We start from the raw sequence: 12,693 nt of genomic DNA, 5'->3' as shown, positions 1-12,693 counted from the left end.
CGGGAAAGTGCTGGGTCTTGGCGTTCTGAGGAAGCACCTTCACCGAAGTTGCGGAGATCTTGCAGCCGGAGCCCGTGCGGGCGGGCCGGATCGTTCACTTCATCGGGTCGTGGCCCCAGTTCATGAGGGACCAGCGCCACTTGGTGTCGCGTGTGTTGCCGGAGGGGCGTTGCGCCATGTGCCGGCGTACGTAGCCGACCACCTTGCGCATGTGCTTGTAGTCGCCCTCGGACAGATCGCTGCGCTTACGACGCAACAGGTTGACGATCTTCCGGCCGGACTCGTGCCCGACGGACTCGCCGCCTCCGGAACGACCGCCCTTGTGCCAGCCAACCTGCTTCGACTCGTCGGTCTCCAGCCAGGACGACAGCTCACCGGGCTTCATGTTCACCGCCTCGGTGAACTCCCGGTAGGTGTCCCGGCCCTTGTCGTCAGCCCTGCTCATGGCGCAGCGCCTCGGGGCGGTGGGCCACGTCGCGGCCCGTGCCGTCACTGCGGACCCGGTACTGCGGATCGTCGGGCGCCGCGTTCACGGCCCGCCCCCGGATCCGGGTCCGTTCGGTGATGCTCTCCTGCACCACGCCGTACGCGCGGCTGCCGTGGGCCGACCAGGAGACATGGTCGCCCTTGTGGAATCTCTGTTCGGCCATGCCCCTCGGCTACCCGACGCCCGGGGGGCGAAACGGCTACGGCGTGATCTCGGCGATCGGCAGCTTGATGTCGAACGGCTCGGTCAGCTCGATCACGTCGGCGCCATCGGCGACCAGCTCGTACTGCCGCTCACCGCCCGGCCCCACGTGGTCGCCGATCCGGTACGCGTAGACGTGCACCGGGTCCTGCTCGATGCGCCAGTAGAAGGGAATGTTGGCGGCGGCGTACTCCCCGGGCTTCGCGAACCGGTCGATCCGTCGCGTGCCGGGCGAGACGATCTCCACGGCGAGTACGACGTCCGCCGGCCGTAACGTGGACCGGTTGGACGGCACCTCGGCGCGACAGAGCAGCACGTCCGGCTGCCGGCTGGTGTTGCGGCTGAGTGCGACTCCGACGGCCTGTGAGACCCGCAGGTGGGCCGGGGCGTGCGTGTGGAGCCACATACGCAGCAGGAACGAGATGTCTTGATGGCCCAGGGTGGGGGAGGGTGTCACCTGGACAACTCCGTCGACGAGTTCGACGCGGGGGGCGTCGTCCGGCAGGGCGAGCAGGTCCTCCAGCGTGTAGTCGGCACGCTGCTGCCGCATCGGATCCGGACACCAGGGGCCAGGTGATGTCGGGATGGGCTCGGCGCTCATGGGGCTGAGCCTACCGGCGATCGATGGATCGCAGGTCGGACCGCGGGTGCGACGCGTTCACCCGGCCGGCTTCTCGGTGACGAAGATGGCGGTGCCGGGGAAGAGCCGTCCGCGCAGCGGGCTCCACTGCCCCCAGGTCCCCTCGTGCCCCTCGGGCCACTCCGGCTCCACCAGGTCGAGCAGCCGGAACCCGGCGCCGACCAGTTCCCGGATCCGGTCGCCGAGGGTGCGGTGCTGCTCGACGTAGGTGGCCACCCCGTTCTCGTCCTGCTCCACGTAGGGGGAGCGGTCGAAGTACGAGTGCACCGCCGTCAGCCCGCCCTCGCCGGGGTCGTCGAGGAAGATCCAACGCATCGGATGGGTCACCGAGAACACCCACCGGCCGCCCGGGCGCAGCACCCGGTGCACCTCGGCGAGCAGTGCCGCCGAGTCGTCCACGAACGGGATCGCGCCGAACGCGGTGCAGGCGACGTCGAACGACCGGTCGGCGAACGGCAGGGCGAGCGCGTCGGCCTGCACCAGCGGTACGCGTACCCCGGTGCGGTCGGCGGCCGCGGCGGCGTGCCGCAACATGCCGGCGGACAGGTCGAAGGCGACCGGCCGGGCACCCTGGGTGGCGAGCCAGCGGGCGCCGGCCGCGGCGCCGGCGCCCACCTCCAGCACCCGTCGCCCCGACACGTCGCCGAGCAGCCGCGCGTCGGCCTCGCGCAGGCCCTCGGGGCACCAGACGAAGTCCACGTCGCCGAGGAACGCGCCGTGTTCGGCCTGGTAGTCGTCCGCGTCGGTGTCCCACCAGCCGCGGTTGGCGCGCCGCGTTTCGGCGTCACCCACCCGGCGCCGGGTAACCCGGCTGTCGTCATCCACGCGCCCACGCTAGGCCCCACCCGCTCGATTGGGTACGACGGCGCGTCGGAGATCTCGGTGACCGGCTCGTCCTCGGCGGCGGTGGGGCGTGCGGACCCGGCAACCCGAGTCGATCAGGCACGGCGGCGACGAGGCGTACGGGGCTGCTGTGACGCACGAGACAGCAGGGGTGTTTTCCGGGCGATTGTTCGGCTTTCGCAGGTCATCGTGTGGAGAGAACCTGGGAGGGCTTGCACGCTGTGGTAATGCGCACGGTAGGCTAGACGATGCGCTCGCGGATCGCGTTGCCTCGGCAGGGAGCAGGTGCGCGGTCGACGGAGCCACATCATGATCTCACTAGGCGATCGTTCGGTGTGCCCGGCGACGGATCCGCTGGCGCGAACGGGTCACTGCGACACACCAGCCTGCTGTGACAACCCACCGACCGGAGCAACCGCCCACATGACGAGCAGCATCGAGGCCCCCTCGAGCGCCACCCGGGTCACCCACGACGATCTCGGTTCCGAGGAGGCTTTCCTCGCCGCGATCGACGAGACCATCAAGTACTTCAACGACGGCGACATTGTCGAAGGCACCGTCGTCAAGGTCGATCGGGACGAGGTCCTGCTCGACATCGGCTACAAGACCGAGGGTGTCATCCCCTCTCGGGAGTTGTCGATCAAGCACGACGTGGACCCGGCCGAGGTTGTGACGGTTGGCGACCACATCGAGGCCCTGGTCCTCCAGAAGGAGGACAAGGAGGGTCGTCTGATCCTCTCCAAGAAGCGGGCACAGTACGAGCGGGCCTGGGGCACGATCGAGAAGATCAAGGACGAGGACGGCGTCGTCCGCGGTTCGGTCATCGAGGTGGTCAAGGGCGGCCTCATCCTCGACATCGGGCTGCGCGGCTTCCTGCCCGCGTCCCTGGTCGAGATGCGTCGGGTGCGCGACCTGCAGCCGTACGTCGGGCGGGAGCTCGAGGCCAAGATCATCGAGCTGGACAAGAACCGCAACAACGTGGTCCTGTCCCGCCGGGCCTGGCTGGAGCAGACGCAGTCCGAGGTGCGCACCGAGTTCCTCAACAAGCTGCAGAAGGGCCAGGTCCGCAAGGGCGTCGTGTCCTCGATCGTCAACTTCGGCGCCTTCGTGGACCTGGGCGGCGTCGACGGCCTGGTGCACGTCTCCGAGCTCTCCTGGAAGCACATCGACCACCCGTCCGAGGTCGTCGAGGTGGGCCAGGAGGTCGAGGTCGAGGTCCTGGACGTCGACCTGGACCGCGAGCGGGTCTCGCTGTCGCTGAAGGCGACCCAGGAGGACCCGTGGCGGCAGTTCGCCCGCACCCACGCGATCCAGCAGATCGTGCCGGGTAAGGTCACCAAGCTGGTTCCGTTCGGTGCGTTCGTCCGCGTGGACGACGGCATCGAGGGCCTGGTCCACATCTCCGAGCTGGCCGAGCGCCACGTGGAGATCCCGGAGCAGGTCGTCCAGGTCGGCTCCGAGGTCATGGTCAAGGTCATCGACATCGACCTGGAGCGTCGTCGGATCTCGCTGTCGCTCAAGCAGGCCAACGAGGGCTTCGTCGAGGGCGAGGAGCACTTCGACCCGACCCTCTACGGCATGGCCGCGACGTACGACACCGAGGGCAACTACATCTACCCGGAGGGCTTCGACCCGGAGACGGGCGAGTGGCTCGAGGGGTACGACAAGCAGCGCGAGACCTGGGAGAACCAGTACGCCGAGGCTCGTCAGCGCTGGGAGGCCCACACCAAGCAGGTGCAGACCTCTCGGGCCGCCGACGCCGAGGCCGCTGCCAACCCGACTCCGGTCGTCCCGGCCGCTGCCGGTGGCGGCGGGGGCACCACCTCCTCGTCCAGCCCGGCCCCGAGCCGGCAGGCCGAGGAGCCGGCCGGCACCCTGGCCACCGACGAGGCGCTCGCCGCACTGCGGGAGAAGCTCGCCGGCGGTAAGTGACCCGCTGAACGACGACGGGCCCCGTCCCCGCGATCTCCGGATCGCTGGGGGCGGGGCCCTCGCCATACCTGCCCTACGCGAGCTGCGCCGGTCGGAGCGGTCGGCGGTTCGCCGGGTGGTGGGCGGGTTTGGCGACGGGCTGGTGGATCCGGTTGACTGTTCGGGTGCTGAGGGTGGGGTTGACCGGCGGGATCGGGTCGGGCAAGAGCGCGGTGGCCGCGCGGCTCGTCGAGCGGGGCGCGGTGCTCATCGACGCCGACCAGGTGGCCCGGGAGGTGGTGGCGCCGGGTACGGACGGGCTGGCCGAGATCGTGGCGGCCTTCTCCGACGCCGTGCTGGACACCGACGGCGCGCTGGACCGGGCCGCCCTGGGAGCGGTGGTGTTCGCCGACGAGGCTGCCCGGCGCCGGCTGGAGGCGATCACCCACCCCCGGGTCCGGGCCCGCACCGCGGAGCTGACCGCCGCGGCGGCACCCGACGCGATCGTCGTCAACGACGTGCCGCTGCTGGTCGAGGTGGGTCTCGCGCCGACGTACCACCTGGTGGTCGTGGTGCAGACGGCCGTGCCGACCCGGCTGGAGCGGCTGGCGCGCGACCGGGGGATGAGTCACGCGGAGGCCGAGCGGCGGATCGCCGCCCAGGCCGACGACGCCCGCCGCCGGGCGGTGGCCGACGTGGTGCTGACCAATGACGGCAGTCTGACGGCGCTGCACGACGCCGTCGACGCGCTCTGGCGGCAACGGCTGGTGCCCTACGAGGACAACCTGCGCCAGCGGCGGGTGGTCCCGCCGGACCCGGCGGCGTCGACCGGAGCCGACGCGAGCTGGTCGGAGCAGTACGAGCGGCTGGCCGCCCGGATCCAGCACGCGCTCGGCTCGGCCGCCCTGCGTATCGACCACATCGGCGCGACGGCGGTGCCCGGCCTCGCCGCGGAGAACGTCATCGACGTGCAGGTGGCGGTCGGGAGTCTCGCCGACGCCGACGGGCCGTTGGCCGACCGGCTGGCGAGCGCCGGGTTCCCGCGCGTGCCGGGACAGTGGTGGGACGACCCGCGCCCGGCCGGCAGGGGGCGTTGGGAGAAGCGGCTGCACGGCAGCGCGGACCCGGCCCGCCCGGTTCGTCTGCACGTGCGGCTGGCGGATTCACCGGGCTGGCGGTACGCGTTGCTGATGCGTGACTACCTGCGCGCCGACCCGGATCAGCGGGCCGCGTACCTGCTGCTCAAGCGGGACCTGGTCGCCTCGGCGCCGGAGGCCGGCGATTCCGGCACGATCCGGAACCCGTGGTTCGACGAGGAGTACCTGCGGGCCGAGCAGTGGGCCACGCAGACCGGCTGGCAGGCCTGAGGGCGCCGGTCAGCGGGTGCCGGGCCGAGGGGCCGAGGACCGGGGAGTCGCCGGTCGGGGGGTGGCGGGCCGGGGGTTGACGGCCAGCCGGGGCACGACGGCGGGTTGGAGGTCCAGGTGTGCCCACGCGCCGACGTCGGTCCGCAACTCGAGTCGGCGCAGCGACCCGTCTCCGCGGTCGATCCAGTAGCGCAGCCGTGCGCCGGCCGGACCCGCCTCGATGACGTCCACGGTCCGTCCGGCGGCGACATCGTCGCGTATGCGTACGGCCGCGCCCCGGTGCCCGACCGACCCGGCGGTCACCGCGGCGTCGACAAGGGTGCTCAGGTCGTCCCCGCTGGGTCGGGTGACCCGCCAGGCCCCGGCCGGCGGCGGCAGCGGCGGTCGGCCCGGCGCCTCCGCGGTGCCGCCGCCGGCGGCGACCGCCGGCAGGTCCGCCCGGGCCAGACCGGCGGCGTCGCGTCGCAGCAGGGTCCGACGATCCGGTACGCCAAGGTCGGCGACGGCGAGGTACGCGGTCCGCGCGGTCCAGCTCACCCAGCCGGCGCCCCGCAGGTTCGTGTCCGTGCCGATCGGCGCGGTCAGCGTGAGCGTGGCACCGCCCTGGGCGCGGAGCCGGGCGGGCAGCCGGTCGAGCCGACGCTGTTCGGCGTCGGTCAGCGCGCGGGGCAGACCGGGTCGGCCGCCGAGTGCGTCCACCGGTCGTAGTGTCGGCCGGTCCTCCCGGTTGAACACCACGGTGACCGGGCCGGTGCCGGGCAGCCGGGTCACCAGCTTGTGCAGCCGGGCGTCCTGGTCGAGCCAGTAGCGGGTCTGTCCGTCCGGGGCCGGCGTCGCGGCCCCGAGGGTGCCCGGTGCCGTGCTGGCGGCCGGCGCGCCGGTGGCCAGTGGCGCCTGTATGACGTCCAGCGGGCCGGCCGGGGCGGTGTCCCGGGCGATCCAGCGCGCCTCGCTGGACGGTGCCGTCCAGGTCGGGTCCGGGCGATCGGCGGCGAGGTCGAGGAGCAGGTCGAGCACTGGTGCCAGGTGGGCCCCGGGGGTCAGTCGGTGCAGCCGCCACCGATCCGCCGGTGGCATCAGTGGTGGTGCGGCGGGAGTGGGCACCGCCGCCGGATCGGGCCTGATCACCAGCACCGGCCCGCTCCTCTGCAGCAGCCCGCGTTCGGCGCCGGCACCCGGTCCGCCCACGTCGAGGTAGAGCAGCGACCGGGACCAGTCCACCCAACCCACCAGTTCGACGCGGGCGGCGTCGGTGCCGGCCGTCACGCGTACGCCGGCGCGCAGGTCCCGCAGGTTGGTGACCCGTACGGCGGCCAGTCGCTCGCCCTCCTGCACGGTCAGCGGCCGGGCTGGCTCGGGCGGGTCGGGCGCCCAGCTCAACAACCCGAGCACCAGCGCGGTCGCGGACGTCACCGCCGTCAGGCCGAGCAACAGCAGGACGGTACGCCGACGACGGCCGGGCGTGGCCGGGCCGGCGGTGTCGGTGGTGTCGCTGAGGTCGTCGGGGCCGGTGGTCTCGTGGCCGTCCGCGAGGGTCCGTGCGGCGGCAGCCCGGCCAGTGGAGCTCTGGCGGGCGTCGGTGGCCTTGCGGCGGGTGGCGGCCGTGCGGCCGGTGGTGGTCTCGCGGCGGGCGGTGGCCCGCCGGGCGCCCCCGGTGGCGCGGCCTGTCGGGGACGCGCCGCTGGCTGAGCCGCCGTCGCCGCCGCCCGGGGCGTTGCCGGTGCTCGGGTCGCCCGGCCGCGACGGGGCAGCGTGGGCGGTGTCGGGCGCCGGGGTCGGGGAGGTGTCCACGGAGGTGAAACGGCCAGGATGGCACCGAGGTGACGAGCAGGGGCGCTCGCGGCGGCCGGTCTGCGCCTCGAGCGCGACCACACGGGTGCGCACGCCGGACGAGCCGGGTGCTGCGACCGCAGTGCCGGGGGCGACCGGCCGTGATGTTGGCCTGGCCACCGGCCCGGTCGGCCGCCGCGAGCGGCCTACAGAAAGAGGGTAGTCCCGGTGACATGGGCCACACAATGGGAATATCGAAGCCGATCACGTACCTGGCGTGACGGCCGAACATGTCGGACCTGCGGCGTACCGTTGACGGCATGGCGCTCGACATTCCCCGGCTCGACAGCCGCTTCCAGGTCGTCAGTGAGTTCCAGCCGGCCGGCGACCAACCGACCGCGATCGACGATCTTGAGCGTCGGGTTCGACGCGGCGACCGCAACACCGTGCTGCTCGGCGCGACGGGCACCGGCAAGAGCGCCACCACGGCGTGGCTGATCGAGCGGCTGCAACGCCCCACCCTGGTGCTCGCCCCGAACAAGACGCTCTGTGCGCAGTTGGCCAAGGAGTTCAGCGAGCTGCTGCCGCACAACGCGGTCGAATACTTCGTGTCGTACTACGACTACTACCAGCCCGAGGCCTACATCCCGCAGACGGACACCTACATCGAGAAGGACTCCTCGATCAACGAGGAGGTGGAGCGGCTGCGGCACTCGGCGACGATGTCGCTGCTCACCCGCCGCGACGTGATCGTGGTGGCGACCGTCTCGGCGATCTACGGGCTGGGCACCCCGGAGGAATACCTCGACCGGGCGGTGAAGGTGCAGGTCGGCCAGGACCTCGACCGCGACCAGTTGCTGCGCCGGCTGGTCGACATCCAGTACACCCGCAACGACATGGCCTTCCAGCGCGGCACCTTCCGGGTGCGCGGTGACACCCTGGAGATCATCCCGGCGTACGAGGAACTGGCCGTGCGCATCGAGCTCTTCGGTGACGAGGTGGAGAAGCTCTACTACCTCAACCCGTTGACCGGTGACGTGGTCCGCGAGGTCGACCAGCTGGTGATCTTCCCGGCCACGCACTACGCGGCGGGCCCGGAGCGGATGGAGCGGGCGATCCGCGACATCGAGGTCGAGCTGGCCGAGCGGCTCGCCGAGCTGGAGCGGCAGGGCAAGCTGCTGGAGGCGCAGCGGCTGCGGATGCGCACCACCTACGACATCGAGATGATGCGGCAGGTGGGCTTCTGCTCCGGCATCGAGAACTACTCGATGCACATGGACGGGCGGCTGCCCGGCAGCCCGCCGCACTGCCTGCTCGACTACTTCCCCGACGACTTCATCACCGTGGTCGACGAGTCGCACGTGACCATCCCGCAGATCGGCGGTATGTACGAGGGCGACGCGTCGCGCAAGCGGATGCTCATCGACCACGGCTTCCGGCTGCCCAGCGCGGCCGACAACCGGCCGTTGCGCTTCGACGAGTTCCTGGAGCGGGTCGGGCAGATGGTCTTCCTCTCCGCGACCCCCGGCACCTGGGAGATGGAGCAGGCCCAGGGCGAGTTCGTCGAGCAGGTGATCCGACCCACCGGCCTGGTCGACCCGGAGGTCGTGATCAAGCCGACCAAGGGCCAGATCGACGACCTGATGCACGAGATCAAGCTGCGGACCGACCGGGACGAGCGGGTGCTCGTCACCACGCTGACCAAGAAGATGGCCGAGGACCTGTCCGACTACCTCCTGGAGAACGGCATCCGGGTGCGCTACCTGCACTCGGAGGTGGACACGCTGCGCCGGGTGGAGTTGCTGCGCGAGCTACGCAAGGGCGACTACGACGTGCTGGTCGGCATCAACCTGCTCCGCGAGGGTCTGGACCTGCCCGAGGTGTCGCTGGTGGCGATTCTCGACGCTGACAAGGAGGGCTTCCTGCGCAGCGGCCGGTCGCTGATCCAGACCATCGGTCGAGCCGCCCGTAACGTCTCCGGTCAGGTGCACATGTACGCCGACAAGATCACCCCGTCGATGGCGGCGGCGATTGACGAGACCGATCGGCGGCGGGCCAAGCAGATCGCGCACAACGAGGCGCACGGCATCAGCCCGGAGCCGCTGCGCAAGAAGATCCACGACATCCTGGACGACATCTACCGCGAGGCGGAGGACACCGAGAATTCCCGGGTCGGGGGTGCGGTGCGTCAGCTCTCCCGAGGCAAGGCGCCGGTCAAGGAGACCCGCAGCCGGAGCCGCTCCGCCGCCACCACCACCTCCCGGGAGGGGATGGCCCGCGCCGACCTCGCCCAGCTCATCCAGGAGCTCAACGACCAGATGTTGGCCGCCGCCCGCGAGTTGCAGTTCGAGTTGGCGGCCCGGATCCGTGACGAGGTCTCCGAGTTGAAGAAGGAGCTGCGCGGCATGGACGCCGCCGGCGTGAGGTGACGGTCCCCCGGTCGGCCACGCCCAGCGTTGCGCCTGGGCCCGGCCGACCGGGGCAACGCGAAGGGCGGGCACTGTTGACGGCGGTGACGCCGGTTGGCGAGATGGTCCTCGGGCTGCCCGAGGCGAGGCTGCGTCCGTTCGTCGACCGCTACCTGGGCTACCGGGAACGCGCTGACGTGCCGCTGGTCCGCCGGGAGTCGGCTGGCGTCTTCGTGGTGCTGATCCTGGGTTGGGGCGCTCCGCTGGACGTGACCGACCCACGCAGCGCCGAGCGCGGCGTCACCGCCGTCGACTCGTTCGTGGCCGGCACCTTCGACAGTTGGTGCACCACCCGCACGGTGGGCGTGGGGGAGGGTGTCGAGTTGCTGCTCGCCCCGCTGACCGCCCGCCGGCTCCTCGGCCTGCCGCTGGGCGAGCTGACCAACCGGGCCGTCAGCGTGGAGCAACTCCCGGGCCATTGGCTGGACCTGCTGCGCGACCGACTCGCCGAGGTCCCGGGCTGGCCGCAGCGGTTCGCCCTGCTCGACCGGGTGCTCGCCGCCCGGCTGCTGGCGTCCCCGCCGGTGGACCCGCGGCTCGCCTGGGCGTGGCGGTGGCTCGTCGCCAGCGGTGGGCGGGGGAGCGTCGGTGCGCTCGCCGACGAGCTGGGCTGGAGTCGGCGGCACCTCGCGTTCCGGTTCCGGCAGGACGTCGGGCTGCCACCCAAGATGGCCGCCCGGCTGCTGCGTTTCCAACAGGCTCGCGCCGTGTCGACCGAGATCGGGGCGAGCGGGCGGGCCGTCGACTGGGCCGCGGTGGCGGCGGGCTGCGGTTACTACGACCAGTCCCACCTGATCCGGGACTTCCACCAGTTCGCGGGGGCGACGCCGGCCGCGCTGCTCGCCGCCCGGTGACGACGCTCGACTGACTCCCCGCTCGCGGCGGCAACCCGCCGAGGTCGCATTCGTCCAATCCGGATTGGCACCGCCGGCCGCAGAATCGGGTCATGCGAACCATCTATCCGATCTTCCGTTACCCCGATCCCCGCGCCGCGATCGACTGGCTCGGCGCCGCCTTCGGTTTCCAGGTGCATGCCGTGCACGAGGCACCCGACGGCACTGTGGCGCACGCCGAGCTGATCCTCGACACCGGCATGATCATGCTGGGTGCCCGGGCCGACGCCGCGCCCCGCCCGGCTGACGACGACTGGTCGGTCTACGTGGCAGTGCCGGACGTCGACGCGCACTGCGCGCGGGCCCGGGCGGCCGGCGCCGAGATCATCCGCGAGCCGTTCGACACCGACTACGGCTCCCGTGACTACGCGGCGCGCGACCTGGCCGGCACCGTCTGGTCGTTTGGCACGTACCGGCCCTGAACCCCGCCAACCCGGTCCGCGGTCCGCCGGGATTCCTGCCACTCGACCGTAAACCGTCGCTGACCTGGGGAAACGATGCGGGTGAGCGGGCCCAGCCGGGTGGCGGCACCGAATGCCCCGATTGCGGTGTGCGAGCGAACTATTGCACTGGGTGATCGTCCTGCGTAGTCTCCCTCGGTGGGGAGGCCGGGATGCCGCTGCCAACAAGTCCTGTCATTCGACGTGCACGTCTCGGCGCAGAATTGCGCCAGCTTCGTCGGCGCGAGTCGCTGACCCTGGAGCAGGTCTGCGACCGGTTGGGCTGGGCCTCGACGTCGAAGCTGTCCCGCATCGAGCTGGGCCAGAGTCGCCCGGACCTTGCCGACGTGCTCGATCTGCTGGACGTCTACAAGGTGCCGACGCCCGCCCGGGAGGCGCTGATCGTCATCGCCCGGGACGCGGCGACCAGTCGAGGCTGGTGGAAGACGCTGGGCGAGATGAGCGAACGGCAGCGCACCTACGCCGAGTTGGAGGCGGGTGCCGCCGACATCGTCGAGTACCAGCCGTCGGTGGTGCCGGGGCTGCTGCAGACGCCCGCGTACGCCCGGGTGCTGGTCACGGCCAGCGCCCGGCTCACGCCGGAGGTCGATGTGGACGCCGAGGTGCGGGCTCGGGCGTTACGGCAGGAGGTGCTGCGGCGGGCCTATCCGCCGCGTTACACGGCGGTGCTCGCCGAGGCCGTCTGCGACCAGGGTGACCTGCCGGTGGCGGTCTGGCGGGAGCAGCTGCGGCATCTGGTCGCGGTGACCGGGCTGTCCCATGTCACGGTGCGACTGCTGCCGCGCGGGGTCGCGGGTGGCGGGCTGCACCCGCTGACACCGTATTCCTGCTATGCCTTTCCCGACCCGGCGGACCCGCGGACGGTGATGCTCGAGGCGCTGACCACCGACGTCCGGTTGGCAGCCGCGCTGGACGTCGACCGCTACCAGCGGATGACCGAGGCGCTGCTGGCCGCGGCGCTGTCGCCGGAGGAGACCGTCACCATGCTGGCCCGCCGCGTCGGCGAGTAACCGCCGACGGTGCGGCACCGCGCGGCCACCGGGCCCGGCGCCCCCGAGCCCGTCGGGACCGGCGGCCGGCGCGTGCGCCCGGCACGATAACCGCGGGGTACGACAGGCAGGCTCAGGCCGGTACGTCGAGGAAGTGTTTGACCACCGGCGGCCCCGCGAAGTGGGGGCCGATCAGCGCGCGCCACCGCTCGAACCGTTCGGTGGCCCGGAAGTTCTCCTCGTGCGCCTCGACCGAGTCCCATTCGACGAGCAGCACGAAGCGGGTCGGCGACTCGATTCCCCGGGTCATCCGCACGGACCGGCAGCCGGTCGCCCCGGCGAGCACCGGGTGCCCCTCGACGTACGCGGCGGCGAACGCGTCCTCGTGTCCGGGCAGTACGTCGATCAACGCGACCTCAAGCACCATGTCGGACAGCCTCCCACGGTGGTCGTTGCCGGTGGTGTCGCGGGGTCTGTTCCGGGTCGAGATGGCGGGGTGCGGGGTGCCGGTGGTGGAGCTGACCGGGCGCCCACCGGGCGGTTGGCCCGGGTGGTGCGGGCCTGTGACGACCTGCTCGGCGCGGGCTGGTCTCTCGCCGACCGGATCCTCGCACCCGACCCGCACTAGCCTCCTAGGAAGCCATGGACGGTGTGGCGTCGACC

The 12,693-nt window shown here is 71.9% G+C and carries 12 protein-coding genes and 1 pseudogene; 7 read left to right on the top strand and 6 right to left on the bottom strand.

Annotated elements, in window-relative coordinates:
- Window positions 1–97 precede the first annotated feature (97 nt).
- The 4 genes and pseudogenes from QSK15_RS16980 to QSK15_RS16965 form a co-directional block, all read right to left on the bottom strand.
- Window positions 98–445: pseudogene (locus tag QSK15_RS16980) on the bottom strand (DUF3140 domain-containing protein); the annotation flags it as partial.
- The gene (locus QSK15_RS16975; RefSeq protein WP_285795182.1) at window positions 432–650 is read right to left on the bottom strand and encodes a hypervirulence associated TUDOR domain-containing protein; all 219 of its coding nucleotides are present in this window, start codon (window positions 648–650) and stop codon (window positions 432–434) included. The gene QSK15_RS16975 and the pseudogene QSK15_RS16980, both read right to left, overlap by 14 nt.
- 36 nt (window positions 651–686) lie before the next feature.
- On the bottom strand, window positions 687–1,289 hold the full coding sequence (locus QSK15_RS16970) for a Uma2 family endonuclease (RefSeq protein WP_285795181.1): 603 nt from the start codon (window positions 1,287–1,289) through the stop codon (window positions 687–689).
- A gap of 57 nt (window positions 1,290–1,346) precedes the next feature.
- Entirely contained in the window at window positions 1,347–2,153 is an 807-nt protein-coding gene (locus tag QSK15_RS16965) for a class I SAM-dependent methyltransferase (RefSeq protein ID WP_285795180.1), read from the bottom strand.
- Window positions 2,154–2,594: 441 nt separating this feature from the next.
- Here QSK15_RS16965 and rpsA point away from each other — a divergent pair, with 441 nt between their 5' ends.
- Both rpsA and coaE read left to right on the top strand, forming a co-directional pair.
- Window positions 2,595–4,103 (top strand): 30S ribosomal protein S1, encoded by a 1,509-nt coding sequence (gene rpsA / locus QSK15_RS16960; RefSeq protein ID WP_285795179.1) that lies wholly within the window; start codon window positions 2,595–2,597, stop codon window positions 4,101–4,103.
- A gap of 164 nt (window positions 4,104–4,267) precedes the next feature.
- The gene (coaE, locus tag QSK15_RS16955) at window positions 4,268–5,449 is read left to right on the top strand and encodes a dephospho-CoA kinase (protein WP_285795178.1); all 1,182 of its coding nucleotides are present in this window, start codon (window positions 4,268–4,270) and stop codon (window positions 5,447–5,449) included.
- Window positions 5,450–5,458: 9 nt separating this feature from the next.
- On the opposite strand, the gene QSK15_RS16950 is transcribed toward coaE, so the two are convergent.
- Window positions 5,459–7,240: a hypothetical protein gene (locus QSK15_RS16950; RefSeq protein ID WP_285795177.1), complete on the bottom strand. Its 1,782-nt coding sequence runs from the start codon at window positions 7,238–7,240 to the stop codon at window positions 5,459–5,461.
- A gap of 299 nt (window positions 7,241–7,539) precedes the next feature.
- Between QSK15_RS16950 and uvrB the strand changes: the two genes are divergently transcribed.
- The 4 genes from uvrB (at window position 7,540) to QSK15_RS16930 (ending at window position 12,051) form a co-directional block, all read left to right on the top strand.
- Window positions 7,540–9,648 carry an excinuclease ABC subunit UvrB gene (uvrB, locus tag QSK15_RS16945; protein WP_285795176.1) on the top strand — a complete coding sequence of 703 codons (2,109 nt, stop codon included), beginning with the start codon at window positions 7,540–7,542 and terminating at the stop codon, window positions 9,646–9,648.
- 83 nt (window positions 9,649–9,731) lie between these two features.
- Window positions 9,732–10,541 (top strand): helix-turn-helix domain-containing protein, encoded by an 810-nt coding sequence (locus QSK15_RS16940; protein WP_285795175.1) that lies wholly within the window; start codon window positions 9,732–9,734, stop codon window positions 10,539–10,541.
- A gap of 92 nt (window positions 10,542–10,633) precedes the next feature.
- On the top strand, window positions 10,634–11,002 hold the full coding sequence (locus QSK15_RS16935) for a VOC family protein (RefSeq protein ID WP_285795174.1): 369 nt from the start codon (window positions 10,634–10,636) through the stop codon (window positions 11,000–11,002).
- Between the two features lie 191 nt (window positions 11,003–11,193).
- Window positions 11,194–12,051, top strand: a complete 858-nt coding sequence (locus tag QSK15_RS16930) for a helix-turn-helix domain-containing protein (RefSeq protein ID WP_285795173.1) — start codon at window positions 11,194–11,196, stop codon at window positions 12,049–12,051.
- A 112-nt stretch (window positions 12,052–12,163) separates the two neighbouring features.
- Here QSK15_RS16930 and QSK15_RS16925 read toward each other — a convergent pair whose 3' ends face one another.
- Window positions 12,164–12,457, bottom strand: coding sequence for an antibiotic biosynthesis monooxygenase family protein (locus QSK15_RS16925; RefSeq protein ID WP_285795172.1), 294 nt, complete (start codon window positions 12,455–12,457; stop codon window positions 12,164–12,166).
- A 69-nt stretch (window positions 12,458–12,526) separates the two neighbouring features.
- Between QSK15_RS16925 and QSK15_RS16920 the strand changes: the two genes are divergently transcribed.
- Window positions 12,527–12,658: a hypothetical protein gene (locus QSK15_RS16920; RefSeq protein WP_285795171.1), complete on the top strand. Its 132-nt coding sequence runs from the start codon at window positions 12,527–12,529 to the stop codon at window positions 12,656–12,658.
- Window positions 12,659–12,693 lie beyond the last annotated feature (35 nt).

This window comes from Micromonospora sp. NBRC 107095, from assembly GCF_030269705.1.
Taxonomy (GTDB): Bacteria; Actinomycetota; Actinomycetes; order Mycobacteriales; family Micromonosporaceae; genus Micromonospora; species Micromonospora parva.
This window is presented reverse-complemented; position numbering and strand designations above follow the sequence as displayed.